The 26,388-nt window shown below is 68.6% G+C and carries 27 protein-coding genes; 10 read left to right on the top strand and 17 right to left on the bottom strand.

Annotated elements, in window-relative coordinates:
• Positions 1 to 54 precede the first annotated feature (54 nt).
• The gene (locus R4823_RS17530) at positions 55 to 1,719 is read left to right on the top strand and encodes an isovaleryl-CoA dehydrogenase (RefSeq protein ID WP_338615614.1); all 1,665 of its coding nucleotides are present in this window, start codon (positions 55 to 57) and stop codon (positions 1,717 to 1,719) included.
• A 6-nt stretch (positions 1,720 to 1,725) separates the two neighbouring features.
• Here R4823_RS17530 and R4823_RS17525 read toward each other — a convergent pair whose 3' ends face one another.
• Both R4823_RS17525 and gltS read right to left on the bottom strand, forming a co-directional pair.
• Positions 1,726 to 3,204: a TAXI family TRAP transporter solute-binding subunit gene (locus R4823_RS17525; RefSeq protein ID WP_087841318.1), complete on the bottom strand. Its 1,479-nt coding sequence runs from the start codon at positions 3,202 to 3,204 to the stop codon at positions 1,726 to 1,728.
• A gap of 14 nt (positions 3,205 to 3,218) precedes the next feature.
• Entirely contained in the window at positions 3,219 to 4,433 is a 1,215-nt protein-coding gene (gene gltS, locus R4823_RS17520) for a sodium/glutamate symporter (RefSeq protein WP_243724590.1), read from the bottom strand.
• 116 nt (positions 4,434 to 4,549) lie between these two features.
• Here gltS and rpiA point away from each other — a divergent pair, with 116 nt between their 5' ends.
• Positions 4,550 to 5,236, top strand: a complete 687-nt coding sequence (gene rpiA, locus R4823_RS17515) for a ribose-5-phosphate isomerase RpiA (protein ID WP_338615613.1) — start codon at positions 4,550 to 4,552, stop codon at positions 5,234 to 5,236.
• Between the two features lie 130 nt (positions 5,237 to 5,366).
• A complete protein-coding gene (phoU, locus tag R4823_RS17510; RefSeq protein WP_124690040.1) occupies positions 5,367 to 6,068 on the top strand; it encodes a phosphate signaling complex protein PhoU in 702 nt (233 codons plus the stop codon).
• A 287-nt stretch (positions 6,069 to 6,355) separates the two neighbouring features.
• Here the strand turns inward: phoU and R4823_RS17505 are convergent, their stop codons facing one another.
• On the bottom strand, positions 6,356 to 6,625 hold the full coding sequence (locus tag R4823_RS17505) for an oxidative damage protection protein (RefSeq protein WP_087841315.1): 270 nt from the start codon (positions 6,623 to 6,625) through the stop codon (positions 6,356 to 6,358).
• Positions 6,626 to 6,684: 59 nt separating this feature from the next.
• The gene (locus tag R4823_RS17500; RefSeq protein ID WP_132980100.1) at positions 6,685 to 7,401 is read right to left on the bottom strand and encodes a GntR family transcriptional regulator; all 717 of its coding nucleotides are present in this window, start codon (positions 7,399 to 7,401) and stop codon (positions 6,685 to 6,687) included.
• A 160-nt stretch (positions 7,402 to 7,561) separates the two neighbouring features.
• On the opposite strand from R4823_RS17500, the gene R4823_RS17495 reads away from it, so the two are divergent.
• Both R4823_RS17495 and R4823_RS17490 read left to right on the top strand, forming a co-directional pair.
• The gene (locus tag R4823_RS17495; protein WP_338615611.1) at positions 7,562 to 8,863 is read left to right on the top strand and encodes a hypothetical protein; all 1,302 of its coding nucleotides are present in this window, start codon (positions 7,562 to 7,564) and stop codon (positions 8,861 to 8,863) included.
• Positions 8,802 to 9,674: a tripartite tricarboxylate transporter substrate binding protein gene (locus R4823_RS17490; RefSeq protein WP_338615610.1), complete on the top strand. Its 873-nt coding sequence runs from the start codon at positions 8,802 to 8,804 to the stop codon at positions 9,672 to 9,674. The genes R4823_RS17495 and R4823_RS17490 overlap by 62 nt, the downstream gene beginning before the upstream one ends.
• A 76-nt stretch (positions 9,675 to 9,750) precedes the next feature.
• Here the strand turns inward: R4823_RS17490 and R4823_RS17485 are convergent, their stop codons facing one another.
• Positions 9,751 to 10,305 carry a hypothetical protein gene (locus R4823_RS17485; protein ID WP_087841311.1) on the bottom strand — a complete coding sequence of 185 codons (555 nt, stop codon included), beginning with the start codon at positions 10,303 to 10,305 and terminating at the stop codon, positions 9,751 to 9,753.
• The gene (locus R4823_RS17480) at positions 10,305 to 12,080 is read right to left on the bottom strand and encodes a hypothetical protein (protein WP_338615609.1); all 1,776 of its coding nucleotides are present in this window, start codon (positions 12,078 to 12,080) and stop codon (positions 10,305 to 10,307) included. The genes R4823_RS17485 and R4823_RS17480 overlap by 1 nt, the downstream gene beginning before the upstream one ends.
• A gap of 103 nt (positions 12,081 to 12,183) precedes the next feature.
• Here R4823_RS17480 and R4823_RS17475 point away from each other — a divergent pair, with 103 nt between their 5' ends.
• Positions 12,184 to 12,498: a DUF962 domain-containing protein gene (locus tag R4823_RS17475; protein WP_087841309.1), complete on the top strand. Its 315-nt coding sequence runs from the start codon at positions 12,184 to 12,186 to the stop codon at positions 12,496 to 12,498.
• A 28-nt stretch (positions 12,499 to 12,526) separates the two neighbouring features.
• Here R4823_RS17475 and R4823_RS17470 read toward each other — a convergent pair whose 3' ends face one another.
• The 5 genes from R4823_RS17470 to R4823_RS17450 are packed head-to-tail and all read right to left on the bottom strand — an operon-like array spanning position 12,527 to position 17,699.
• Positions 12,527 to 13,885 (bottom strand): amidase family protein, encoded by a 1,359-nt coding sequence (locus tag R4823_RS17470; protein ID WP_338615608.1) that lies wholly within the window; start codon positions 13,883 to 13,885, stop codon positions 12,527 to 12,529.
• On the bottom strand, positions 13,878 to 14,816 hold the full coding sequence (locus tag R4823_RS17465; RefSeq protein ID WP_338615606.1) for an alpha/beta fold hydrolase: 939 nt from the start codon (positions 14,814 to 14,816) through the stop codon (positions 13,878 to 13,880). The genes R4823_RS17470 and R4823_RS17465 overlap by 8 nt, the downstream gene beginning before the upstream one ends.
• Positions 14,817 to 14,835: 19 nt before the next feature.
• Positions 14,836 to 16,140: a TRAP transporter large permease gene (locus R4823_RS17460; protein ID WP_338615605.1), complete on the bottom strand. Its 1,305-nt coding sequence runs from the start codon at positions 16,138 to 16,140 to the stop codon at positions 14,836 to 14,838.
• A 13-nt stretch (positions 16,141 to 16,153) separates the two neighbouring features.
• On the bottom strand, positions 16,154 to 16,645 hold the full coding sequence (locus R4823_RS17455) for a TRAP transporter small permease (protein ID WP_338615604.1): 492 nt from the start codon (positions 16,643 to 16,645) through the stop codon (positions 16,154 to 16,156).
• A gap of 19 nt (positions 16,646 to 16,664) precedes the next feature.
• Complete coding sequence (locus tag R4823_RS17450; protein WP_207958666.1) at positions 16,665 to 17,699, bottom strand: TRAP transporter substrate-binding protein; 1,035 nt, start codon at positions 17,697 to 17,699, stop codon at positions 16,665 to 16,667.
• A 176-nt stretch (positions 17,700 to 17,875) separates the two neighbouring features.
• Between R4823_RS17450 and R4823_RS17445 the strand changes: the two genes are divergently transcribed.
• Together R4823_RS17445 and R4823_RS17440 are read left to right on the top strand one after the other, a co-directional pair.
• Positions 17,876 to 18,685: an IclR family transcriptional regulator gene (locus tag R4823_RS17445; RefSeq protein ID WP_207958667.1), complete on the top strand. Its 810-nt coding sequence runs from the start codon at positions 17,876 to 17,878 to the stop codon at positions 18,683 to 18,685.
• A complete protein-coding gene (locus tag R4823_RS17440) occupies positions 18,682 to 19,491 on the top strand; it encodes an aspartate dehydrogenase (protein ID WP_087841304.1) in 810 nt (269 codons plus the stop codon). The genes R4823_RS17445 and R4823_RS17440 overlap by 4 nt, the downstream gene beginning before the upstream one ends.
• A 55-nt stretch (positions 19,492 to 19,546) precedes the next feature.
• On the opposite strand, the gene R4823_RS17435 is transcribed toward R4823_RS17440, so the two are convergent.
• Genes R4823_RS17435 through R4823_RS17415 form a run of 5 tightly spaced genes read right to left on the bottom strand, consistent with a single transcriptional unit; the run spans position 19,547 to position 23,413 of the window.
• Positions 19,547 to 19,939, bottom strand: a complete 393-nt coding sequence (locus tag R4823_RS17435) for a RidA family protein (protein WP_087841303.1) — start codon at positions 19,937 to 19,939, stop codon at positions 19,547 to 19,549.
• Between the two features lie 31 nt (positions 19,940 to 19,970).
• Positions 19,971 to 20,510, bottom strand: coding sequence for a hypothetical protein (locus R4823_RS17430; RefSeq protein ID WP_279817269.1), 540 nt, complete (start codon positions 20,508 to 20,510; stop codon positions 19,971 to 19,973).
• 13 nt (positions 20,511 to 20,523) lie between these two features.
• Positions 20,524 to 21,771: an aconitase family protein gene (locus R4823_RS17425; protein ID WP_165963231.1), complete on the bottom strand. Its 1,248-nt coding sequence runs from the start codon at positions 21,769 to 21,771 to the stop codon at positions 20,524 to 20,526.
• Between the two features lie 32 nt (positions 21,772 to 21,803).
• Positions 21,804 to 22,418: an RraA family protein gene (locus tag R4823_RS17420; protein ID WP_165963232.1), complete on the bottom strand. Its 615-nt coding sequence runs from the start codon at positions 22,416 to 22,418 to the stop codon at positions 21,804 to 21,806.
• A 14-nt stretch (positions 22,419 to 22,432) separates the two neighbouring features.
• Complete coding sequence (locus R4823_RS17415; RefSeq protein ID WP_338615601.1) at positions 22,433 to 23,413, bottom strand: tripartite tricarboxylate transporter substrate binding protein; 981 nt, start codon at positions 23,411 to 23,413, stop codon at positions 22,433 to 22,435.
• Between the two features lie 197 nt (positions 23,414 to 23,610).
• Here R4823_RS17415 and R4823_RS17410 point away from each other — a divergent pair, with 197 nt between their 5' ends.
• Positions 23,611 to 24,318 carry a GntR family transcriptional regulator gene (locus R4823_RS17410; RefSeq protein WP_176400844.1) on the top strand — a complete coding sequence of 236 codons (708 nt, stop codon included), beginning with the start codon at positions 23,611 to 23,613 and terminating at the stop codon, positions 24,316 to 24,318.
• On the opposite strand, the gene R4823_RS17405 is transcribed toward R4823_RS17410, so the two are convergent.
• Complete coding sequence (locus tag R4823_RS17405) at positions 24,310 to 24,528, bottom strand: DUF3820 family protein (RefSeq protein WP_087841297.1); 219 nt, start codon at positions 24,526 to 24,528, stop codon at positions 24,310 to 24,312. The genes R4823_RS17410 and R4823_RS17405 overlap by 9 nt on opposite strands.
• Positions 24,529 to 24,679: 151 nt before the next feature.
• Between R4823_RS17405 and R4823_RS17400 the strand changes: the two genes are divergently transcribed.
• The gene (locus R4823_RS17400; protein ID WP_279817263.1) at positions 24,680 to 26,380 is read left to right on the top strand and encodes an amidohydrolase; all 1,701 of its coding nucleotides are present in this window, start codon (positions 24,680 to 24,682) and stop codon (positions 26,378 to 26,380) included.
• Positions 26,381 to 26,388: the final 8 nt, after the last annotated feature.

The raw sequence follows: 26,388 nt of genomic DNA, 5'->3' as shown, positions 1-26,388 counted from the left end.
CGGCGCTACACTGCGGGCATGGCGGCCAAGCCGCCGCGACGGCGGGGAGCGATCATGACGGACAGCGACCGGGACGACGCGTTCAACGTGGTGGAGCCGCGCAGCGGCTACAACCTGTACGACACCGACCCCGCGCTGCGGGAAGCGGTCCGGCGCGAAGGGGCCGGCCATGCCGAGGCATCCCTGCGCGAGCAGGGCCGCTGGCTGGGCAGCCGCGAGGCCATGGACGCCGGGCGCGACGCCAACGAGCACCCGCCGCGCTTCGTGCCCCTGGATCCGGTCGGGCGCCGCATCGACGAGGTGCGCTTCCATCCCGCCTGGCATGTCCTGATGACAGACATCGTCGCGCGCGGCCTGCATTCCGCGCCATGGGCGGCGCCCGCGCCGGGCGCCATGGTCGAGCGCGCGGCAGGCTACCTCATGCAGGGCCAGGTCGAGGCAGGCACGCTCTGCCCGACCACCATGACCTTCGGCGCGATTCCCGTGCTGGCGGGCGAACCGGCCGGAGAGGTCGACTTCGCCCGTGACTGGCTGCCGCGCCTTCATGCCCGCCACTACGACGCGTCGGATGCCCCGGTGGCCGGCAAGCGCGGCGTGCTGATCGGCATGGGGATGACCGAGAAGCAGGGCGGTTCGGACGTGCGGACCAATACGACACGGGCCGTGCCATGCGGAGCTTCCGGCCGGGGGCGGGGCTATCTGCTCGAGGGCCACAAGTGGTTCTATTCGGTGCCCCAGTCCGACGCCCACCTGGTGCTGGCCCAGGCCGATGAAGGGCTGTCGTGCTTCTTCGTGCCGCGCTACGCGCCCGACGGCCGCCGCAACGGCGTGCGCATCCAGCGCCTGAAGGACAAGCTGGGCAATCGCAGCAACGCCAGCGCCGAGGTCGAATTCCACGGCGCATGGGGCGCCATGCTGGGCGAGCCGGGGCGTGGCGTGGCCACCATCGTGGAGATGGCCACCTACACGCGGCTGGACTGCGTGCTGGGCAGCGCCGCGCTGCTGCGGCAGGCCACGGTCCAGGCGCTGCACTTCTGCTCGCGGCGCCAGGCGTTCGGCCGGCCGCTACGCGAGCAGCCCCTGATGCGCCACGTCCTGGCTGATCTCGCCCTGGAAAGCGAGGCCGCGACCGCGCTGGGGCTGCGGCTGGCGCGCGCCTTCGAGTCCGATGCGCCGCTGGAGCGGGCCATACGGCGCATCGTCACGCCGGCGGCCAAGTACTGGGTCTGCAAACGCGCCGTGTCGGCCATTGCCGAATGCATGGAGGCCTGCGGCGGCAACGGCTACGTCGAGGACGGTCCGATGCCCAGGCTCTACCGCGAGGCGCCCGTCAACGCGATCTGGGAAGGATCGGGCAACGTCATGTGCCTGGACGTGCTGCGCGCGATCCGCCGGGATCCCCAGGCGTTCGAGGCACTGGGCGAGCACCTGCGCGAGCGCGGCGGCGGCAGCCCGGAGTTCCGCTCGGCCTGGCAGACCTGGATGGACCTGTGCGCGGGCGACGGCCAGGCCGAGTTCAAGGCGCGCCGCATCGCCGGCCTGTTGGCCGGACTGATGCAGGCAGCGCAGTTGCTGGAGGCGCCGGGCGGCCTGGTGGGAGAAGCCTTCGTGGCGGCCCGGCTGGCGCAGGCCAGCTGGCTGTACGGCGACAGCGACACCGGCCACGGCGACGCCGTGTGCGCGGAACTGCTGGCCCGCGCGTGGCCGCCGGGGGATTGACGCGATCTAGCGCGGCGCCGGGGCCGCCTGGAAATAGCGGTCGGCGGCCTCGTGCATGGGGATGGTCACGCCTTCGCGGGCGGTCGCGCGCGTGATCTGTCCGCCGGCCGGGCTGCCAGCCGCCACGAAGTCGGCCTGTTCGAACACCGCCTGCAATACGCTGCGCACTTCGTCCGCGGGCGTGTCGGCGCCGGTGACCAGCAACGCGGTGACGCCCACCGTGGCGATGGGCGCGCCCTGGCCCGGATAGGTGCCGGGCGCGAGCACGAGGCGCACGAAGGCGGGATCGTCCCGCGCGAGCTGCGCGATCGCGGGCGGGGACAATGGCAGGATGCGCACCCGGTGGTCGGCGGCCAGGCGCTGCAGTTGCCGCGCGGGCGCATGGATCACGCTGGCGATCGCGTCGACGCGCCTGTCGAGCAGGGCTTGCACCGCCTGGTCGAAGTCGGCGCTGGCGACGAGTTCCACGCTGTTTTCCGGCACTCCGTGCGCGGCCAGTACCTGCAGCGTCGAGGCGCGGCTGCCGGACGCGGCCAGGCCGGCATCGAGCCGTCGTCCACGCAGATCGGCGATGGACTGGACCGGGCCGTCGGCCAGCACGGCGATGTGGAAGGCTTCCGGGTACAGGCTGGCGATGGCGCGCAGGCTGGGGTTGTGGGCCGTGCCGCCGAAGGCGTCCTGTCCCAGGTAGGCCTGCCTGGCGATGTCGCCCTGCGCGAGCGCGATGTTGGCCGCGCCTCGCTGGAGCAACTGGAGGTTCTCGATGCTGCCCTGGGTGGACGAGCCGCTGGCGCTGAAACCTTGCGCCGTCAGGCGCGCCGCGATGGTGCGGGCGACCAGGTCGTACTCGCCGGCTTGCGGTCCGCCCGCGACCACGAAGGCGCGGCGCAGCCGGTCCAGGCGACGCGTGATCTGCCGGTCGGCCGCCGCCAGTTCCTCGGTGATGATGGCGCGGGCGCGCGGGCTGTTGGGGGGCAGCGTGTTGAACAGGTTCTGGATGCGTTCGATGGTGGCACGGGCCGGCGAACCGGCGGCGGCCTGGCTGGCCGTGGCCTGCGGTGGCGGCACGAAATCCACCGGCTGCCATCCGTCGGGCCCTTCGCGGAACGTGACCGAACCGCGTACCAGCAGGATGTCGCCGGCGCGGTTGCCGTCGCGCGCGATACCTTCGACGCCGCGTTCGGTCGCGCCCAGCAGCGTGGCCAGCGCGGCCGGATTGAGCGATTGCCAGTCGCCGAAGGCATAGTCGCGGGCCAGGCGGAAGCGCCCGTTGAAATAGATGATGCGGCGGGCCGCGCCATCGGGCGCATCGGCCAGCGGGCCGCTGCCCAGGCGCCGCAGGGATTCCACGTCCAGCACCGGTTTGGCGAAGACCGCCTGCAGGCGGTTCTCCACGGCGGCCCGGACCTGAGACTGGTCGGGCCCGCGGCTGCAGCCCGACAGCAGCAGGGCGGCCAGGACGAGAAGAAGCAATCGTCGGATCATGGTTGCGCTCGCTGTCAGAAGCCGAAAAGAGGCAGGCCGAGATAACCCTGGATGACCAGCGCGTTGGTGATGTCGATCAGGAATGCGCCGACGATGGGCAGGATCAGGAAGGCCTGGGGCGAGGGGCCGTACTTGTTCGTGACCGCCTGCATGTTGGCGATGGCGGTGGGCGTGGCGCCCAGGCCGATGCCGCAGGCGCCGGCGGCCAGCACCGCCGCGTCGTAGTTGGCGCCCATGATGCGGAAGGTGACCAGACTGGTATAGGCCGCGACGAAGGCCGTCTGCACCGCCAGGATCGCCAGGATGGGCAGCGCCAGCGACACGAGCTCCCACAGCCGCAGCGAGATCAGCGCCATGGTCAGGAACAGCGATAGCGCCACGCCGCCGAACAGTTGCACCGCGTCGTCGTCGACTTCGCGGATGCGGGCCAGCCCCAGTACGTTACGCAGCACGACGCCGGTGAACAGGGTCCAGACGAAGGGAGGCAGGGTCAGCAGCCTGCCTTTCATGAGCTCCCCCAGCGTGCTGCCGACCACCACGCACGCCACGATCAGCAGCAGGGTCTCGAGAAAGAGCGGCAGGGTCAGCGGCCGGGGCGCCTGGGAAGGCGCGTCGGCGCCGGCCTGGCCGGATGGCGCCGAGCTGCCGTCGCCCGGCGTCAGGCCGTGGCGCGTGATGAGGCGCTGGGCCACGGGTCCGCCTATGATGCCGCCCAGCACCAGGCCGAACGTCGCGCAGGCCATGGCCAGCTCCATGGCGCCCTGCAGGTTGTCGACGTCGGAGAACTGGGTGGCATAGGCCGCGCCGGTCCCGTGGCCGCCCAGCATCGTGATCGAGCCGGCCAGCAGCCCGTTCAGGGGATGAAGGTCCATGCTGAAGGCGCCGGCCAGGCCGATGGCGTTCTGCAGCACGAGCATGATGGCGATGGCGACCAGGAACAGGACCACCCCACGGCCGCCGCGCACCAGCGTCCTGACGTCGGCGCCCAGGCCCACCGTGGCGAAGAAGGCCAGCATGAAGGGAGTCTGCAGCGCCATGTCGAACGACAGCTCGGTGCCGGCGGCGACCTTGGCGATCGTGATGGCGATGGCCGCCAGCATCCCGCCCACCACCGGCTCGGGGATGTTGTAGCGTTGCAGCGGGGGGATGCGGCCGATCAGCCAGCGCCCGATCAACAGCACCACGATGGCGACCAGGAGTGTGGTGGTGACGTCTATTTCTATCAGCATAATGCCCCTTCACTGCGCGCGTGCCCGCGCCTCGACCGGAACGCCGGTGGCGTTCGCGCGTCCAAGTGCTAAAGTGTCTGCTGGCAACCCTTAGCACCGACTTTGCACCACCTATTATGCTTTCTCAACAGGAACTGAAACAGCAGGCGGCCGACGCGGCGCTTGCCTTCGTCGCCGAAATGGCGGCGCCCGACGTGGTCATCGGAGTCGGCACGGGGTCGACGGCCGACCTGTTCATCGACGGACTGGCCGCCTACAAGGGGCGCATCCGCGGCACGGTCGCCAGTTCCGAGCGCAGCGCGGCGCGCCTGGCCGGCCACGGGCTGCCGGTGTTCGACCTGAACGACGTGGCGTTCATGCCCATCTACGTCGACGGCGCGGACGAGATCGACGACCACCTGCACATGATCAAGGGCGGCGGCGGCGCGCTGACCCGCGAGAAGATCGTCGCCTCGGTGGCCGAGCGCTTCATCTGCATCGCCGACGAATCCAAGCTGGTCGGGCAACTGGGGGCCTTTCCGCTTCCGGTCGAGGTGATACCCATGGCCCGCGAGGCGGTAGCCCGGGCGCTGCGCCTGCTGGGCGGGCAGCCCCGGCTGCGCGAAGGGTTCGTCACCGACAACGGCAACGTCATCCTGGACGTGCACGGCATGCAGATCGCCGAGGCCCAGGGCATGGAAAAGGTGATCAACGACCTGCCTGGCGTGGTGACCTGCGGCCTGTTCGCGCTGCGCGGCGCGGACGTGGCCCTGCTGGCCACGCAGTCCGGCGTGCGCCGGCTGGACAAGCCGCGCCACGCCTAGCCTACATTGACCGCGCGGCCGACGTCGGAGACATATTCCTGTCACATGACGTTCATAAACTGCGCGGTGCATTGCCCATGCGGCCGGGGCACAAACGGCCAGGCCCATTGTTCTTCCGCTGGGAGCCGGCATGACTGAACATACCCACAAACAATACGACGCCGAACTCGAGGAGGTCCGGTCGCGCTTCCTGCAGATGGGAGGCCTGGTCGAATCCCAGATCACCGGCGCCATCGATGGCCTGGCCAACGGCGATCTCGCCGCGCTGGAGCGCGTGATCGTGCGCGATACCGAGGTCAACCGCTTCGAGGTGGACCTGGACGAGGCGTGCAGCCACATCCTGGCCCGCCGCCAGCCCACCGCGGGCGACCTGCGCATGATCATCACGGTCATCAAGATGATCACCGACATGGAGCGCGCCGGCGACGAGGCCGAGAAGATCGCCCGCATGGCCAAGCTCATCCACGAGGCCGGCCGCGTCAACATGCCCGCCGTCGAGCTCTGGCACATGGCCAACACCGTCGTCACGATGCTGCGCAAGGCCCTGGACGCCTTCGCCCGCCTGGACGCCCAGGCCGCGGCCCAGGTCGTCCGCCAGGACAAGTCGGTGGACTCGGAGTGGCAGGGGGTGATCCGCCAGTTGATCACCTACATGATCGAAGACCCGCGCAAGATCTCGCGTTCCATCGAACTGCTGTTCATCGCCAAGGCGCTCGAGCGCATCGGCGACCACGCCAAGAACATGTGCGAGCTCGTGGTCTACATGGTCAAGGGCCGCGACGTGCGCCACACGGGCGTGGACAACGTCGAGCGGGAAGCCGCGGCGGGGTAGTGGACCCCCCCTACGCCCTTCGGGCGCCCCCCAGGGGGCGATTCGGGTGGACCGGCGGAGCCGGATCCACCGCATCCTGGGGTAACAACGGGCTGGCGGGGACTGGCGATACTGCCTGGCAGCTGGTTCGGTTGAAAATGAAAACGGCCTTGCGTACAAGCAAGGCCGTCTTTCTTCCGTGAGCGTCCCCAGACCCAGGGCGCAGCGGATCCGGCTTTGCCGGTCCGCCAGCGCCGCCCCCTGGGGGGCGCCCGAAGGGCGTAGGGGGGGGCTTAGTACGGGGGGGCTTAATTCGGCGGGACGTAGCCTTGTGCTTCGACGTTGCCGTCTTCGAATAGATAGCGCTGCATCTGCTGTTGCAGGTACTTGCGGGCGCGGGCGTCGGCGAGGTTCAGGCGGTTTTCGTTGACGAGGCGGGTCTGGGTCTGGACCCACTCCTGCCAGGCCTGCTTGGAAATGTTCTGCCAGATCTTGGTGCCGAGTTCGCCCGGGTAGGGAGGGAAGTCCAGACCTTCGGCTTCTTTCTTGAGCTTGACGCAATAAATCATGCGAGCCATGTGACCACCTGTTCCGCGATAGTTTGCAATGGCCCTATTGTAGCGGCCGCGCCATGTCCTTACCTGGCCGGACGGCGCAGGGCATCGATGCGGAGCTGGTAGATGCGGCGCTTGTTGTCGCGGCTGCGGCGCACGTGTTCGCGCATCAGGTTTTCGGCGCGTGCGCCTTCGCCCAGTTCGATGGCCGCGACGATGTCGTCGTGGTCCTGCTGGGCGCGATGGATGTAGGCGTATTCGGGTTGCGGCATGGTGTCGTCCAGGCCCAGGCCCAGCACGGCCGCGCCCACCAGCGGGATCTGCGAGACGTGCGCCAGCGCGCTGGCCAGCGGCGGGTTGCCCGCGGCCTGGATCAGCACGGCATGGAATTTCTCGTTCATGGCGGACCAGCGAGGCGTTTCCACGCGATAGCCGTTGCCGGCCGCATCCTCGAGCAGGCTCCAGCCTTCCTCCACGCAATCGCGCAGGGCCTGCGTCACCTCCGGCCGCGCGCCTTGCTCGGCCACCAGCCGCGCCGCCATGCCTTCCAGCGTGCCGCGTACGTCCAGGGCGTTGGCAAGGTCGTCCAGGTCCACCGCCTTGACCCGGAAGCCACGGGTCGGTAGCCGCTCCAGCAGGCCTTCCTTGACCAGTTCCTCGAACGCGAGGCGGATGGGCGTGCGCGAGACGCCCAGGTCCGCCGCGAGCTGCAGTTCGACCAGCCGTTCGCCGGGCGGATAGGTGCCGGACATGATGCGTCGGCGCAGTTCGCCTGCGACGGTGTGTATTTGAGTGGCCATCTGCCGGGGACGAGCGTCGTAGTCCTTGGTGCGGGGGATAGTAACCGCTATGTCGGGATCATACTGATTTGCATGCAAAATTAGATTGATATTGAATAAAAAAGAAAATTACCCAATAATTTGCATGCAATTTAATTATAGATCTAAGAAAGAGGAAGCCATGATCCCATCTTCCGCCTTCGTGGGCCTGCCGCCTGCGCTGGCCGACTCCGTCGTGCAGACCAAGCACTTCTTCCAGGCGCTGGATAACTTCGCCAAGGTGTTCGCCATCCGGCCGGGCGAGCGCGTGTTGATGCTGACCGATCAATTGCTCGATACCCGGGTGGTCGATGCGGTGGTGGGGCTGGCCAAGGCGCGCGGCGCGCAGGTGCGCGTCTATACCGAACCCAATTCGCGCGTGACCGAGGTGCCGGAGCCCGTGAAAGGCCTGCTCGAGCAGGCGGACTTCGTGGTGTCCACCTGGTTCTGTTCGATCGAGGACCCGTTCTGCATCGCGATGCGCAAGCAGGGGCAGCGCTGGGTGAAGATCACCTACTTCCGCAATCTCGACCTGCTGCACACGCCGCAGGCGCGCTTTCCGAGCGAGATCGTGGGGGCGCTGTGCCGGGCCACGGCCGGCCGCTATCCCAAGGGAGAGGATTTCGACCTGCATTTCACCGACGCGCGCGGGACCGATTTCCGCATCGGCTTCACGCCGGAAACGCGCGACACGATGCTGTCGTCCAATCGTTGGCGCGGCGTGACGACGGCCGAGGAGCCCGGCTGCTACGTGCACTACCTGCCGACCCACGGTCCCAACCTCTGGGACCGGACGGCGGTGCGCAACGACCACGCCGTCAAGACACCGATGTCGGGCGTGATCTACCCGCAGTGGGCAGTGGGCTTCGCCCGGCCTTTCGAAGAACGGATCGCCGTGCGTTTCGAAGGCGAATACGTCAGCGCGGTCGAGGGCAATTCAGAGGAGGCGAAGATCCTGCGCGACATGCTGGTGGGCGGCCGCATGATCGAAGGCGGCGGCTGCGGCTTCAATCCCAAGGCGCCGCGCCACACCATCTATCCCGCCGGTTCGAACGCCCCGGGGGCGCTGCATTTCGGCATCGACCTGGCCAAGCCGAACGACTACATCCGCCGCGTGCTGCCCGACTGGGAAGAGCCGCCCGTGCACATGGACCTGGTGTGCCTGGACGCCACCGTCACGGCAGGGCGCAACACCCTGATCGACCAGGGTTTCCTGTGCGCGCTGCGCGATCCCGAGGTGGTCGCGATTGCCGCCCGCTACGGCGACCCGGTCGAGCTGCTGGAAGCCGGCCCGCATCCTCGGCACCCTGGCCCTGCTGGCCGCGATGGCGTCGGGTGCCGCCGCGGCCGGCGCCGCCGAGTGGCCCCAGCGTCCGCTGACCATGATCGTCCCTTTCGTCGCGGGCGGCGGCGGCGACACGCTGGCCAGGCTGTATGCGCGTGAAATGGAAAAGCAATTGCGCCAGCCCATCATCATCGACAACCGGGCTGGGGCTGGGGGCAACATCGGCACCGCCGCCGGCGCCCGCGCCGCCCCGGACGGACAGACGGTGGTGTTCGGCACGAACGGCACGATGGCGACCAACCACTGGTTGTACAAGGCGGTGGGCTACGCGCCGGACGATTTCGAGCCGGTCGCGCGTTTTTCGGTCATCTCGATGGTGATGTTCGTCAGTCCCGACTCGCCGTTCAATTCCGCGCAGGAACTGATCGGCTATGCGAAGAAGCACCCGGGCGAACTGACCTGCGCCTCGGCCGGCAACGGCACGGCGTCGCACATGGCCTGTGGCCTGCTCCAGCAGATGGCGAAGATCGACCTTACGCACGTGCCCTACAAGGGCGGCGCGCCGGCCTCGACCGACGTACGGTCGGGCCGCGTGTCCTTCATGATCGACGTCGCGCCCTATCTCGTGCCGCTGGCCAAGAGCAAGCAGATCAAGGTGCTGGCCGTTTCCACGCCGCAGCGCATTCCCACGCTGCCGGACGCGCCCACGCTGTCCGAAAGCGGGGTGCCGGGGTATGAGCTGTTTGCCTGGGACGGTCTGTTCGTGCCCAAGGGAACGCCGCCCGAGCGGCTGGATCGCCTGCACCAGGCGGTGAACGCCGTGCTGAGCGATCCGGCGTTCGAGCGTTCCATGGAAGAGCGTGGTTCGATCAATTCGCCGATGAGCCGCCGCGAGTTCGCCGATTTCGTCCACAAGGAGTATCGGCGCCAGGGCGAGATCGCGAAGATGATAGGCGTGCAGGTGGATTGAGCGTTGCGCGGCCGGCCGGGCATGGCGCCCGGCCGGTGCGCGGGATGGCGGCGCGGACGCGCCGCCCGGGACCGGGCTATTGCGCGGTACCGCCGGAGCGGGTTTCCTGCGCCGGCAGCACGACGAAGTCGCCCTGGTCGGGCGCGGACTGCTTGCGGTTCCGGGTGGCCGCCTGGCCGGCGTCCAGGCGCACCGAGAAGGCACTGTGCCGTCCGTTGGCCGTGACGTAGACGTTCAGGTAGTGCACCCCGGTGCCCAACACCGTGACGGGCACCTCGACGACGGCGCGCCGCTGGGCATCCAGCGGGACGACCGTGGGCGACGCCGCATCCACGCGCAGCGCGCCTTCGACGCCGTACTTCAGTTCCACCTGGGTCACCCCCGGCGATCCGCGCAGCGACAGACCAACGGAAGCGGGGCCCGTGGCCAGCGGCGCCGACGGCGCCCGGACCGAGACGGCGACGAGGTCGCCGGGCTTGCCTGGACGCGCCACGAAGGCGTTGGCGCCGGTGGCCGGAGCCGTCGCCGCGGGCGCTTGCCGGGCTTCATGGGCGCAGGCGGGAAGAATGGGAAGAGCGGCCGCCAGCAGGATGGCCAGGCGGGCGGCGGCGATGTTCAGAGGCGGGCGCATTACAGGGCTCCTGCGGAAGTACGTTCGAGACTCACCTGGTAGCAGACACGGGTGTTGGCGGGGACCGGGGCGGGGCCGGGGTCGGGGGCGGCGCTGTCCTCGTCGTCGTCGCCACCGTTGGTCAGCGCGGTATCCACCAGGAAGGCGGTGTAGGTGCCGGCTTCGAGCGTGCTTTCGACCGCGTCGTCGTCCTCCTGGATCTTCACACCCTGGCGGGACAGCCACAAGTGGGCCTTGGTTACCAAAGCCGGGGGCGAGACGAGGGTCGCGCTCAGCCGGTAGGTGCCCGCGCTGGGCACTTCGAGCCGCAGGAAGCGACCCTGGTCCAGCTTGTTGTATTCCCCGCCCAGCAGGTTGGATACGCATACCTGCTGCGTGGCCGCGGGGGCGCCGGCGGCGGGCGCATCGAAGCGGACATAGGGTTTGGCGACTTCCGGCGGCACGGTCGGAATCGTGTAGGACGCGGGGCCGCCCCAATCGTCCAACTCGTGCAGCGTGGGCGTGCCGACCGAGGTCAGCAGCGCGTTCACCTTGCCGATCACGGTGCTGTCGGTGAGGTGTTTGGCCAGGGCGGTGCCGAACGGGAAGATGCTGGTGAAGGCCGGCGTGCGCTTCTGCTCGTTGCGGAGGATGGAGATCGTGGTCTCGAAGCCGCCGGGCTGCTGCGCGAGCTGGTAGATGAAGTACTGCATTGCCGATTCGTTGTACCAGGCGGCATCGTCGGGCGGAGCCGGCGGTGCGCTGACGTCGAGGTAGAAGCTGTCCTGCTGCTTCTTGCCCGAGGTGTCGACGTAGAAGGGATCGTTGCGCACGATGCCGGCCAGCCCGTTGCCCCAGCCTTCGCCCCAGGCCACGCGCATGTCGAGCTTGTCGCCGGCGCCGTGCGAGCCGCCCACGGAGTCCGAGCGCGAGATCCGGCCTTCGAAGTAGTGGCCCCATTCATGGACCAGCACGCCGGTGTCGTACTCGTCGGTGTCGACGTCTTCCTTGCCCAGGATGTAGAGGCCGGGAGCGGGGCCTTCGGAATTGAAGTGGCTGGTGCCGATGTCGCCGTTCTTCGGCTCGCCCTCGGCAGGCCCGTTGTTCTCGCTCCAGTAGATGTTCAGGTGGGGGAAGTTGATATCCGGCGCGATGGCCAGGAAGCGCTGCATGGCGCCGTAGGCCTGGTCCAGCACGGAGAAGGGCGCGGCCGCGCGGGCGCCGGCGTAGCTGCCCGCGGTGTTGCTGCCGCTCCAGCCCGACGCCGCGTGCAGGTCGAGGACCATGCTTTCCTGGGGCACGGACAGCGCCTTGCTTTCCATGGCATAGATGGGCGCGTTGGTGGGAACCGCCGTGTAGCCCGGCTTGGTGTTGTCGCGTATCGCCACGCTCCAGGCGCCTTCCTTGCTTTCGCGCAACAGGCGCGCCTGCACCCGGATCTTGACCTCGCGGCCCGGAGGCAGCACGAGGGAATACCTGCCCTGGGCGTCGGTCACGGTGCTGCCCAGGATCTCGGCTCCGCTGAAGGCTTCCACCACGGCGCCGCGCACCGGCAGCGCACGGGTCTTGGCGTAGTCCAGTCCCTGGGACTTGACCGCCGGCACGAAGTCGTAGGTGACCATGCCGGATACCTTGCCGGCCTCGGGAGCCGGCTTGGCGCCGCTGCCGCCACCGCAGGCGGCCAGCATGGCCGACAACAGCATCACGGCCACTGCCGCCCGGCCCCGGCGCATGCCATGATTGCCGGACCGGACCGAGGGCATGGTCGCTTGCCCCTTTTCGGCGAGTATTCTCATCGGTGTGATTCCCCCACGGGATGGATGTTTGGTTACACGATGATACACGGGGGATCGCAAGAAAGGCGCTACCCAGTCATGGGTATTTGCGGGAGGACGGGACATGCGCGAAGCCGCGCGGCGTTATCGCAATTTCGATGAGTTCTACGGGTTTTACCTGGGGGAACACGCGCATCCCGTATCCCGGCGCCTGCACGTCGCGGGTACGGGCCTGGCCCTGCTGCTGGTATTGCTGGCGGCCGGGCTGCGCCAGCCCTGGCTGCTCGTGGCCGCGCTGGCCTGCGGGTACGGCCTGGCCTGGACCGGGCATTTCTTCTTCGAGAAGAACCGCCCCGCCACGTTCACCCATCCCTGGTGGTCGCTGCGGGGCGATTTCCGGCTGCTGGCCGAGACGTTGGCCGGCCGCCGGAAGTGGTGAGGCGAGCCCCTTTGGGCGTGAACAGGTCCTAGGCCGCCAATTCGCGCTCGACGGCAAGGCCGAGCGCCAGCAGGGCTTCGTCGCGGCCGGTCGCCATCGCCAGGCTCATGCCGGCGGGCAGGCCGGCGCCGTCGGTGCCGCAGGGCAGGGCGAGCGTGGGCATGTCCAGATAGCTGCCTATCATGGTGTTGCGCAGCACGCGCGCATTGCATTGCGCGAACCAGGCCGGATCGGCCGCCAGCGCCGCGATGGGCGGGGCCGCCATGGGCACGGTGGGAAACAGCAGCGCCTCGCCGGGAGCGAGGGCCGTGGCCAAGGCCGACACCAGCAGCGGCCGGTTGTCGCGCAGGGCCTGCCGGCTTGGCGCCGGGATGGCCTGGCCCAGCCGCAGCCGCTGCACGATGCGGGCGTCGACCCGCGCGAGCGCCGCCGGATCGTCCAGCAGTTCGCGGTGTACGGCGGCCGCCTCGATGCCCACCAGCGTGCCGAACGTGGCGAACAGGTAATGGGTCAGGTCCAGCGCGGGGACCGACCGGCGTTCGACGGTGAAGCCGCGCCGGGACAGGCGCTCGGCCGCGGCCTCGAACGCGGCGGCCACGCCCGGTTCGAGCTCGCTCATGACGATGCCCGAGGGAATCACCAGCCGCGCGGCGGGGCGGTCGGCGCTCGCCCGCAGTACGGGCGCGCGGCCCAGCAGGGCGTCGTCGATCAGGCAGGCATCGGCCACGGTCTGGACCAGTGGGCCGATGCTGTCGAGCGAGGGCGCCAGCGGAAAGACGCCGCGCTGATCGTAGCGGGCCGAACTGGGCTTCCACCCGACCAGACCGTTCAGGGCGGCCGGCACCCGGATCGAGCCCGAGGTGTCGGTGCCCATGGCGCACGGCACGACCTGCCGGGCGACGGCCACCGCCGATCCCGACGACGAGCCGCCGGGGATGCGCGGGACCGCGGCATCGTGCGGGTTGGGCGGCGTGCCGAAATGCAGATTGATGCCCAGCCCGGAGAAGGCGAATTCGCTCAGGTTGGTCTTGCCCACGCTGACCATGCCGGCGGCGGCCAGCGCGCGCACGGCGGGCGCATCGGCGGCGGCGGGCACGGCCTGCCGCCGCGTGTCCGACGCGCAGGTGGTGACGGTGCCCGCCATGTCGAACAGATCCTTCCAGGCCAGCGGCACGCCGTCCAGCGGCCCGAGCGGCCGGTTTTCGCGCCAGCGCGCCTGGCTGGCGCGGGCCTCGTCCAGGGCGCGCGCTTCCAGCAGCGTGATGAAGACCGCGTCCATGCCGGGCGCCCGGGCCTGGTCCAGCGCCCGGCGCGCGACATCCACCGGATCCAGGCTGCCCTGGGCGTAGCCCTGGGCCAGCGCGGCGATTCCCCGTGCCTCAGTCATGGTGTTCCCTTGTATCCCGGACGTGTCCGGCCAGCCAGTTGGCGATGACGGCGGCGGCCTCGATCTCGTGGCCGGCGTACCAATGATTGCCGCCCAGCACCGCGGACGAGAACGATAGCGCGGATGTCGCGTGGCCGCGCAGCAGTTCGATCGCGCCGCGCACGCCGGCGGTGCCGACGATCTCCCCTTCGGATCCGTACAGCGACAGGATCGGCGCCGTTATCGCCGAGAGATCCCGGAAGGCCTGGGGCGAGCGGCGGCCGTGGAAGTCGAAGGTGTCGGCGGGCCGGCCTTCCTCGAAGCGGTCCAGCAGGGTCTGCGCCGAAATGCGCTGTCGCAGCAGGCCCAGGACACAGTCTTCCCCCATCAGCACGCGGCCCTGGCCGGCATCCACCAGTTGCCGGGCCTGGGCCAGGAAGGCCGCGGCCTTCTCCTCGCCATGCAGGGCGAAGAAGGCGCCGCGCAGGTCGGCGGCCGAGGCCAGCACCAGACCGCGCACGCGCGTATCTCCGGTGGCGGCGGTATAGCGCAGGATTTTCGAGGCGCCCAGGGAATGGCCCATCAGCACGATGGGGCCGCCGTGCAACTGCGCGGCGAAATCCATCCACGCGGCCAGGTCGGCAATGCAGTCGTCGAAGTACTCGAACGCCGAGCCGGTCAACCTGTAGGCCGGTTCGGCGCCGACCCGCGACATGGCGATGTTGCCGTGGCCGCTGCAGCCGATGGACAGCAGGTGGACACCGGCCAGGTCGGGGCTTTGCAGGAAGTCGAAGGTGAAGCTGGTGTCGAAGTTGCCGCTCAGGCCGTGCAGGCTGATCAGCAGGGGCGCGTCCACCGAGGGGGCGGGCGCGAGGAATCCGGTCAGTTCGACGTGCTGGGTGGTGCGCACGCGCACCAGTCGGCCGCTGCGCGGCTCAATCTTCATGGTCATGGATACGTCTAGTACGCGCTCAGCGCGCCATGTCGGGAAGGAACAGCACCAGGCTGGGGAAGGCGATCAACAGGCCGATCCGCAGCAGGTCCACGATGATGAAGGGCGTGACACCCTTGTAGATGGTCCAGATGTCGGTGCGCTTGGACAGGCCCTTGATCACGAACACGTTCAGCCCGAAGGGGGGCGTGATCAGGCCCAGCTCCACGCACATGGTCACGATCACGCCGAACCAGATCGGGTCGAAGCCCAGTTGCATCACGATGGGATAGACCAGCGGCACGATCAGGATCACCACCGCCAGCGCATCGATCAGGCAGCCCAGCACCAGCATGATGCCGATGATCACGAGCAGCGTGCCGTAGCGGCCCAGGTCGGCGTCGATGAGCAGTTGCGCCGCCTTCTGCGGGGTTTCGGTCACGGCCAGGAAATAGCCGAACAGCACGGCGCCCGCCATGATCAGCAGGATGGCCGCGCCCATGCGGACGCTTTCCGCCAGCGACGAGAACAAAGTCTTCCAGGACAGGCGCTTGCCCAGCGCAACGATGGCGATGGCGCCGGCCGCGCCCACGGCGCCGGCCTCGGTGGGCGTGAACAGGCCGCCGTAGATGCCGCCGATGACGAACAGGATGAGCAGCATGATGGGGCCGAGCCGCGTCAGGCTGGACAGGCGTTCGCGCATCGCGGCCTGCTGGCCCACGGGCGCATCCTGCGGGCGCACGGCCAGCCAGACCTTGACCACCAGCATGTACATGGCGATGGCGATGATGCCCGGCACGACGCCGGCCATGAATAGCAGGCCCACGCTTTGCTGGGTCAGCAAGCCGTAGACGGCCAGCGCGATCGAGGGCGGGATCAGCACGCCCAGCGTGCCGCCGGCGGCGATCACGCCGGTGGCCAGCCGTTCGGAATAGCCGTGCCTTTTCATCTCGGGCAGGGCGACCCGGGTCATGGTGGCGGCGGTGGCGGCCGACGAGCCGCAGATGGCGGCGAAACCGCCGCACGAGGCCACCGTGGCCACGGCCAGCCCGCCGCGGAAATTGCCCAGCCAGAGCTGGGCGGCGCGGAACAGTTCTCCGCTCATGCCCGAGGCCACGGCCACCGTGCCCATCAGGATGAACAGCGGCACCAGCCCCATGGTGTAGTCGGAGAAGGTGGAAATGACGGAGTGCGACAGCAGTTTGAAGGCGGGCTCGAAGCCGGTCATCAGGCCGAAGCCCAGGATGCCGGAGGTGCCCATGGCCAGGCCGATGGGGACGCGCAGCAGGCAGAGCAGCAGCAGGGAGCCGAAGCCGATGAGGATGGCGAGATTGGGGCCGATCATGGTGTGCGTCCGTTCAGACCGTGGCGTCCGGATGGCCGTCGTGGGCCTCCGGCTCGGAGGGAGCGATGACCTGCTGGAGCAGGATGAAGAAGCAGGCCAGGGTGCCGAGCCAGGCGGCGGTGTAGAAGCCCCAGACCGGCAGTTCCAGGTCCACGGTCAGCAGCCCCGCTTCGAAGACGTCGACGACCTTGGTGCCCAGGGCGTAGGAGAAGCCGCCGACGATGCACAGGCACAGCGCGGCGCCGATGCGGGTCAGTACGCGCTTGGCGCGCGGCCCCAGCGCGCTCCAGAAGATGTCGAGCTGGATGTGGTCGTCATGGCGGAAGGCCGCCGCGATGCCCCAGCACACCACCACGCTCAGGAGCAGGCGCGAGATCTCGTACTCGTCCGGAAGCGGGTAGGCGAAGAGGTAGCGCGTGGCCACCGATGCGGACGTGAGTATCGCCATGCACAGCAGCAGGACCGACGGCACGAACTCGAGGAAGGCAAGCAGACGTTGTTTCATGGCGATGCCCGTCGGACGGTCAGTAGGCGGCGTTGTATTTCTTCAGCGTGTCCTGCAGTTCGCCGAACACCTTGGCGCCGTCGACGCGGTTCTTCTTGACGCTGTTTTCCCATTCGCCGCGGACCTTGGCGGCCATGGCCTTCCATTCGCCGACCTTGGCGTCCGAGATCGTATAGACCGTGTGGCCCGGCTTCTTCAGCAGCGCGGCCCGGCCTTCCTGTTCCCAGTTGTACCAGGGCATGGGCAGGCGCTCGGCCCAGTCGGCGTTGCAGTGGTTGTCGATGACCTTCTTCTGGTCGGCCGACAGCTTGCCGTACGACGACTTGTTCATCAGGATCGCCGTGCCCAGCGAATAGAAGTTCATGTCGAGGTGATAGGTCAACGCGCGGTCCGCGCCCAGGGCCTGCAGCAGGTTCCAGGGGAACGAGATCGCGTCCACCACGCCGCGTTCGACGGCTTCGGCCGCGTCGGACGCCGACAGCTGGACGGGCGAGGCGCCGGACAGGCGGTAGAAGTTGGCCGCCATGACGTTCGGGGAACGGATCTTCAGGCCGGCCAGGTCGGTGGGGCTTTCGATGCGCTTCTTGGAATGGATGGTGCCGCCGCCGTCATAGAACATGGTGCAGACCTTGACGTCGGCCATCTCTTTCTTGGCGTAGGGCTGGTACCACTCGTACAGCGCCCGCGAGCCCTTGGCGGTGTCGGACACCAGGAAGGGCATCTCGGCGGCGGTGACGATGGGGAAGCGGCCCGGCTCGATACCCACCAGGTAGAAGGCCAGGTCGGCGATGCCGTCGCGGGCCAGGTTGTAGTGGTCCTTGGCGGGGCCCAGTTGCTGCGCGGGGAATACCTGGATCGCGATGCTGCCGCCCGAGTCCTTTTCGATCGACTGCGCCCAGGGAACCAGCACGCCGTAGTGCAGGGGGTTGGTGGTGGGCAGGTTGTGCGACAGCCGCAGGCTGACTTTCTTGTCGGCGGCGTGGGCCGGACCGGCCAGGACGGCGGCTGCCATGGCGGCGGCCACGAGCGGCTTCAAAGCATGGTTCTTACGCATGGAGTTCCCCCTTGCACTGGGTCGATGAAAGGAAGCCGGCCCGGGTCCGGCAAAAAAAGTTCCGTTTTTCGGAACTAATCTATCGTTGTATGGAACATAATGCAGGTTGGCACGTAATTTCGTCAAGGCGTTTTCATTGCGGGCAAAATTTCGCCTGGCTCACGTTGGGAGGAGATGTGGAAGAAGAGTCGTCGAAGAACCGGTTCCTGCTGGAACGGCAGATGCAGGTGATCGAACTGGTCGCGCGCCATCCCGCCGGGCTGGCGTTCGGCGAGATACAGGCGGCGCTGGACATGCCCAAGGGCACGCTGCACCGGATGCTGGCCGGTTTGTGCCGCGCCGGCTGCCTGGACGCCGAACCGCCGTTCGAGGCGGAGGCGGGCAACGCGCGCCGCACCTATCTCCTGGGCGGGCGCATGCGCCGGCTGCTGGGAACGGCGATTTCGCCCGACCAGATGGCGGCGGTCGCCCATACCGTGCTCTACGGCCTGGTCGAGCAGTTCCAGGAGACGGCTTTCCTGAGCATGCTGCGCGGCAATCGCATCGAGAGCATCGTCATGGCCACGCCGCCCAAGGACTGGCACGGCTACGTCAACCCGGGCCACGTCATGCCGCCCCATGCGGCGGCCTCGGCCAAGGCCATCCTGGCGTTTCGCGACGAACGGGAATGGGAGGCGCTGCTGGACGAGCCGCTGCCCGCTCTGACGGATCGCACGATCACTTCGCCGCAGCAGTTGCGGGACGAATTGCGGCGGGTTCGCAAGACCGGCATCGCCTATTGCCGGGAGGAGATAGACCGCGGGCTGGTGGCGGTGGCCGCGCCCATACCGCTTTCCCAGGTCGGCGTGATGTTCTCGGTGTCCATCGTCGGGCCTTCGCAGCGCATGCAGGGCTACGACGACGAGAAAATGAAGCGCGCCCTGCTCGATGCCGCCAGCAAGCTCGCGGCGATTTTTTCCAAACAGATGAACGCGGACCTCAAATGACCCGACCCACCATAGCCGTGATCGGACTGGGCGGGATTGCCCGCGGCCTGCTGGATGCCCTGGCCGGCGATGCCTGCGCCGACGTGCGCAATGTCGTCGTGCGCGCGGGCAAGGAAGGCGAGGCGGCGGCATCGTTGCCGCCTTCGATCGAACCGGTTGGCGACATCGCGTCGCTGGCAAGGGAAGTCGACCTGGTGATCGAGGCGGCGGGCCAGGGCGCCGTGGCGCAATACGGCGCCGACGTGCTGCGCAGCGGCCGCCATTTCGCGCTGGTCTCGGCCGGTGCGCTGGCCGACGACGGCCTGCTGCGGACGTTGAAGGAGGAAGCGGCCAGGACCGGCCGCCGGCTGCACCTGATCAGCGGCGCCATCGGCGGCCTGGACGCGCTGGCCACGGCCCGCGCCGCCGGCCCGGTCGAGGTCCGCTATACCGGTATCAAGCCGCCGCGCGCCTGGCTGGGCACCCCGGCGGAACAGGCCTGCGATCTACATGCCTTGGCCGGACCGGCCGTCGTGTTCGAAGGCAGCGCCCGCGAGGTGGCGCGGCGCTATCCGCGGAATGCCAACGTGGCGGCCACGGTCGCCCTCGCGGGAGCCGGGCTGGACGCCACCCGGGTCACGCTGGTCGCGGATCCCGCCGCCACGCGCAACAGCCACCGGATCGAGGCGCGCGGCGTGCTGGGCGAGTTCCGCTTCGATACGCAGGCCGAACCGTCCGCCGCCAATCCGAAGACCTCGGCCAGCACTGCCTGCAGCATCCTGGCCTACCTGAAGGGCGGCCCCAACGCGCTCGCGCTGCAAGGCTGAGGGCGGCTGGCCGTCCGCCTCGCGGGCCGCCAGCGCCTGGTTCGCGAACCGCGGATCAGGCCTCGCGGTAGAAGCAGAACTCGATTTCCACCGTGGCGTTCAGCGGCAGGGCCACGACGCCCATGGCGGTGCGCGCGGGCGGGGTCGTGCCTTCGGGGAAATAGCCTTCCCAGACGCGGTTGATCTCGGCGAACTGGTCGAAGCGGGTGGTGAAGATGCGCGCGATGACGAGCTGGTCCAGGGCCAGTCCGTATTCGGGCAGGGCGCCCAGCATGTTGCGCATGATCTTGTCCGTTTCCGCGGCGACGCCGCCGCTTTCCAGCTGGCCGCTCTGGGCATCGAGCGCGATCATGCCGGCCAGCTGGTAATAGGGGCCGGCCTGGATGCAGGGGGTGTAGCGGAAGCGTGGCTTGGGCAGCGTCTTGGCGTAGTGGGCTTGCAAGGGCATGGTGGCGGGCCTCGAAGGAAAGGCCCGTAGTCTACTCCGCGTAGGGCCGGCCGAGTTCGGGATGCGCGCGCAGATGGGCCTGCAGGGCGCCGCGCATGCCGCCGTTGCCGATCATGGCGCGTATCTCGGGTGCCAGCGGCGGGTAGCGGTGGACCTGGCCGGTGGCGCATCGCGTGACGGTGCCGTTGGCGTAGTCCACTTCGATCTCTTCCCCGTCGGACAGCACGTCCACGATGCCGCTGCAGGACGCGAGCGCGGGCACGGCCAGCGCCACCACGCCCTGGAAGGCGCGCACCGACATGGACTCGCACAGGATGCCCAGGCCCAGCGCCTTCATGGCGATGATGCCGGTGTTGTGCGCCTTGCCGGCCAGGAAGTTGCGGCCGGCGACGATCAGGTCGCCGGGACGGATGCGGCCGGCCAGGCCCGGATCGAGTTCGGCGAAGAGATGCGGGATCAGTTCGCCGGGATTGGCGTTGCGCGAGAGCACGATGTCGAACGCCATGACCGCGCCGTCGTGGGGAACGTCATGGCCCAGCACATGGGCGGTGCCGCGTTGTATCCAGTTCATCGATGGGAACTCCTCAATGCGCCGGGCGCGGATCGGCGATCCGGCCGGCGATGGCGGACGCCGCCACGGTAAGCGGGCTGCCCAGGTAGCAATAGGCGTCCTTCGCGCCCATGCGGCCCTGGCCATTGGTGGCTGCGGTCGAGATCGATACTTCCCCGGAAGCCAGGGGACCGCCGGCGCCGCCGGCACAGGGGCCGCAGCCGGGGGGGAGCAGGATGGCCCCGGCGTCCAGGAAGCGTTGGGTCAGGCCGTCGCGCGCCATGCGCTTGGCCGTTTCGACGGTGCCCGGCACGACGATGAAGCGCACCCCGTTCGCCACCCGGTGGCCGGCAAGCACCTCGGCGGCGGCCTGGAAGTCCTCGTACATGCCCGATCCGCAGGATCCCAGGTAGGCCTGATCGATCGCGACACCCACGGTATCCCCGACCGGGACCGCTCGATCGGGCGAGCCCGGCAGCGCCACCTGCGGCGCCAGGCGCGAGACGTCCAGCGCGAGCGTATGTTCGAAGCGGGCGTCGGCATCGCTTTCCAGCCAGCTGCCGTCGCGGGGCGCGCCCAGCGGCGACATGGGCGGAAACACGATGTTGAGCACGCCGATCTCGGTCAAGGTATTGCACAGCGCGACCCGTCCCGACAGCGGCAAGCGATCGCAGTACGAACCGCCGAACTCCACCACGCGATAGTCGAATTCGACACCCAGTTCTCCCGAGGCCAGCCGATGGGCCAGCCAGAAACCGACGTCGCGGGGATGCACGCCGGGCGGCGGCTGGCCTTCCAGCGTGACGCGCAGCGTGTGCGGCACGACGGTCCAGGTCGTGCCCGTGGCCAGCACCGATACCACGTTGGGCCCGGCGCGCATCGCGAATGCGCCGATGGCGCCGAAGTTCGTGCAGTGCATGTCGTAGGCGAAGAGGAACATGCCGGGCCTGACCAGGCCGTTTTCCATGGGAAAGAGGTGGCCGTGCCCGCCCTGGCCGGCATCGTGGAAGTGGCCGATGCGCCATTCCCCGGCAATGCGCCGATTGGAGCGACCGCGCAGGATCGAGGCCGGAGTGGTGTAGACGACCTGGTGGTCGGTGACGAAGACCACCCGCTCCGGATGCGTGACGCGGCGATAGCCGATGTCGTGCAACTGCTTGTAGGCGGTTTCGACATAGCCATCGTGCAGGATGACCAGTTCCGGCTCGGGCAGCACGATGTCGCCCGGCCGGACCGAAGTCTTGCCGCTGGCGCGGGCCAGCATCTTTTCAACGAGAGTCATGCCCATGTGGGAGCTTCCATGCTTGGGGCCGGTCACGGACGGCCGCTGACGGCCTGCGCGTACGGGATACCGGCCCGAACCCGCGCATCGGCATCGCGTTCGAAGGCCAGGCGGGCGGCCAGGCGTTCGGCGAAGATATCGAAATATTGCTGCCCGATGACGACGACACCGTCATCATCGGCGCAGACGAGATCGCCCGGGCGCACGATCTGGCCGCCGATCGCCACGGGGACCTGGAGTTCGGCCGTTCCGTCCTTGCGGCTGCTGCGCACGGTGCCGCCGCGTGCGAACACCGGGAATCGCAATGCCCGGATCTCGGCCAGGTCGCGCACGCGGCCGTTGGTGACGCAGCCGGCGATGCCCCGCATCTGCGCGGCCAGCGAACCGGTGCCGCCGAGCGCGCAAGTATCCGGATCGCCGCCGGTGTCGATGACCAGTACGGAACCGGGCGGAGCCAGGTCGAGCGCCTGGTTCGCCGATCCGCTGCGGTGCGGTGGTGCGCTCACGGTGTATGCCGGGCCGATGCAGACCGTGCCCGGCACTTGCGTGCCGATGACCGGGTCCAGGTCGCCGCGGCGGCCCAGGGCTTCATAGGCCGCGGCCGCGGAGGCGCCGGCCAGCAGGCTCGCGAGTTGTTCCACGCTCATTCCCATGGCCTTCCTCAGTCGAGTTGGATCTTCACTTCCTTGGCGACGCGCGCCCACTTGCCTCGCTCCGCATCGATGAAGCGGGCGAACTGCTCGGGCGTGTTGGCCATGGGCAGGAGCCCCTGTCCGCGCAATTGGCGCACCACGCCCGGCTCGGCAAGAATGGCCGCGATGGCCGTGTGCAGCGTGTCGATGATGGCGACAGGCGTGCCCGCGGGCGCCATGAAGCCGTTCCAGTCGAACATCTCGTAGCCCGGCAGCGTCTCGGCCACCACGGGCGTGTCGGGGAATTCCGCCACCCGTTGGTCGCTGGTGAGCGCCAGCGCCCGCAGCTTGCCGGCCTTGACCATGGGCCAGGCCGGAGGCTGTCCGCCGAACGTTAGGGTGACGGCGCCGCTGGCGACGCCGGTCAGGGCTTCGGGCGCCGTCTTGAACGGCACGTGGGTGATGGAGATGCCCGCGAGTGCCTTGAAATATTCCCCCGACATGTGCGAGGCGGTGCCGTTGCCGGCCGATGAGAACGTCAGCTTGCCGGGGGCGGCCTTGGCGGCGGCGATGACGTCGGCGATCGACTTGTAGGGCGACTCGGCGGAAACGACGACCAGCAGGGGCGTGCGGGCCGACAGCATGATGGGCGCGAAGTCCTTGACCGGGTCGTAAGGCAGCTTGCTGTAGACGTTCGGATTGATGGTGAGCGTGCCGATGTGGCCCACCGTCAGCGTGTAGCCGTCCGCGGGGGCCCGGGCGGCGGCGCCCAGGCCTATGGTCCCGCCGGCGCCGGCGCGGTTCTCGACCACGAATGGCTGCCCGAGGCGCTCGCCCAGGTGTTGCGCGACGAGGCGCGTGATGGTGTCGGGCGACGAGCCGGCGCCATGCGGAACGATGATGCGCACGGGGCGGGTCGGATAGGACTGGGCGCTGGCGCCCTGGGGGGCGCAAGCGATGGCGGCGGCCAGGGCCAGCGCCGTGGCCAGGAGCCGGGAGTGCAGCGGCATGGTGTGTCTCCTCGAGGGTTGCAAGGCTGGTTTGCCTTTTTGTATGACAAATTTTGTTATTGTTGGCGAAAATATGCCATGAAACGGGCGTTATTTTCAATAATGTAAGACAATTTAGGTGGATGGCGAGAAAAAAGCCCGGTGCGATAGGCTTGCCTTTGCGTCGCTACAATGCAGATTCCTGCCGCGACCGATCCATGGACCAAAAAATCGTTGCCTTGAACGAGACCGCCGTGCCGGCCGGCGATCCGGCCCGGCAGCAACTGGCCGACCGCCTGCGCGATGCCATCACCGAAGGGGTCTATCTCCCGGGCGACAAGCTGACCGAACGGGAGCTGTGTGAACGTTTTGCCGCCAGCCGCCCATCGATGCGCGAAGCCATCCGGCAACTCGACGGCGAAGGCTTGCTGGAAGTGGCGCCGCATCGCGGGCCTGCCGTGCGGGCGATCGACGAAGCGCAATTCCACGAGCTGCACGAAGTGCGGGTGGCCCTGCAGAAACTGGCGGCGGCATGTTTCGCGACGCGCGGCACGCCCGAGCAGATGGACGCCTTCGCCGTGCGCATCGACGAGTTCGAGCAGGCATTGGTTTCGCGCGACGTGCCGCGCATACGCGCGACCAAGCATCAATTGTTCGAAGCCTTCGTCGCGGGAGCCAGGAACGAACCGCTCGCGGCCTTCATTCGCAAGATCAATGCACGCCTGGGTTTCCTGTGGGCGTCATCGATGAATCATCCGAACCGGCCGGCGGAAAGCGTGGATGAGTTCCACCGTCTTCTGGACGCGATACGCGAACGCGACCCCGAAGCCGCGCAGGCGGCCATCGTGCTTCAGAACCAGCGTGCCCGCGCGGTTGGATTGCATGCGCTCGAGCTGTTCCAGAAGCGTCGCCGCGCATCATCGTGACCGCTGGCGCAGCGGCGCCAGCAGCGGCGACAGCCCGTTGTGATCGATTTCGTGCATCAGCGCCAGCAGGCGCCCCAGTTCGCCGGGCGGGAATCCCTTGCGGGCGAACCAGGCCAGGTAGGGACCGGGCAGGTCGGCGATCAGCCTGTCCTTGTACTTGCCGTAGGGCATGGCGACCGTTACCAGGCGTTGCAGATCTTCGGGGTTCATGAATGAGAGGGGGGGTGTCCTGGTGGACCACGCCCGCATTGTGCACGAAGCGCGGGCTCTGTGACATGCGCCGCCATGGCGGATAAGTATTTGACATTTAAAGATTATCGGGATCACACTGGCGCCTTCCGACGACGAGGGAGGGCGGGCCATGGAAGCGATGGTTGGCGGGACTTGGGGACGGGGCGTGGTCGTGGCGGCGGCGGTGGGGCTGCTGGCCGCATGCGCGGCACGCGGACCGGGCGGCGCAGCGCCGGCGGAGGCCGCGGATGCGGTCTTCGTCAACGGCAAGGTCGCCACGGTGGATGCCGGCTCTTCCATTGTCCAGGCTTTCGCCGTGCGCCAAGGGCGATTCGTCGCGGTGGGGGCGAACGAGCGCATCATGGCCTACGCGGGGCCCGCCACGCAGGTGATCGACCTGCGCGGCCGCACGGTCGTTCCGGGCCTGGCGGATTCCCATCTGCACGCCGTGGGCGGCGGTCCCGGCATCGATCTGTCCGCCACGCGTTCGATCGCCGAGCTGTGCGCCAAGGTGGCCGAGGCGGCCAAGGGCGCCAAGCCGGGCGAGGTGCTGGTGTCCAACAGCGACTGGCACGAAGCGCAACTCAAGGAGCAGCGCCTGCCTACCGCGGACGAGCTGGAGGCAGCGGCGCCCGGCGTGCCGGTGATCCTGGTGCGCGGCGGCCACAGCTATTTCCTCAACAACACGGCGCTGGCCAGGTACGGCATCACGCCCGCGACCCCGGTGCCGCCGGGCGGCGCGATTCCGCGCAACGCCGCCGGGCGGCTGACCGGCGAGCTGACCGATACGGCCAAGCGTCTCGCGCCGCTGCCGCCTCCGCCGCCGATGACGCTGGCCGTGCTCGAGGCACAGCAGAAGAAGCTGAACGAATACGGCCTGACCAGCATACGGATACCGGGCACGAACGTGGCGGCGTATCGCCAGTTCCAGCAACTGCGCGACAGCGGCAAGGCCACGGTCCGCTACAGCATTCTGTTCCGCCCGAAGGACCTGGCCGATTTCCGGTCCAGTATCGTCGGGGCCGGCATCCGGCAGGGGGAAGGCGACGAGTGGGTCAAGGTCTGGGGCATCAAGATCAGCGTGGACGGCGGATTCGAGGGCGGCTACATGACCCGGCCCTACGAAGGGGAGATGGGCAAGGGTGGCACCTACTACGGCTTGCAGACCATTCCGCAGGCGACGTTCAACGAATACGTGGCCGGCATCAACCAGGCCGGCTGGCGCGTGGCGGTGCACGCGGTGGGCGATGCCGCCGTGGACGAGGTGCTGCAAGGCTACGAACGGGCCCATGTCCAGCGCGACATCCGCGCGCAGGGCTGGACCATCGAGCACGCCTTCATCACCCGCCCCGACCAGTATCCGCGCATCCGGGCGATGAATCTCAGGATGTCGGTGCAGGACCATCTCTATCTGGCCGCGCCCGTGCTCAGGCGGTATTGGGGCATGGACCGCGCCTCGCAGGTCACGCCGCTCAAGACCTACATGGAGCAGGGCTTCATGCTGGCGGGTGGCACCGATTCGCCGGTGATTCCGGTCAATCCGTTCTGGGCCATGTACCACTTCCTGACGCGGGACACGATCTCCGACGGCGTCTACGGCGCCGACCAGGCCGTGCCTTCGCGCGACGCCGTGCTCAGGCTGATGACGATCAACAACGCGCGCCTGACCGACGAACAGGACATCAAGGGGTCGATCGAACCCGGCAAGCTGGCCGACTTCGTCGTGCTGTCGGCCGACTATCTCAGCATCCCGGCGGCCGAGGTGCAGCGGTTGAAGGCGCTGGCGACCTACGTGGGCGGCAGGCAGGTGTACCGGGCCGAGTCGTTCTGAAGCGGGGT

Source organism: Pigmentiphaga sp. CHJ604, from assembly GCF_036972535.1.
Taxonomy (GTDB): Bacteria; Pseudomonadota; Gammaproteobacteria; order Burkholderiales; family Burkholderiaceae_B; genus Pigmentiphaga; species Pigmentiphaga daeguensis.
Note: the sequence above shows the minus strand (reverse complement) of the source record. Positions and strands in the feature narration are given on the sequence as shown.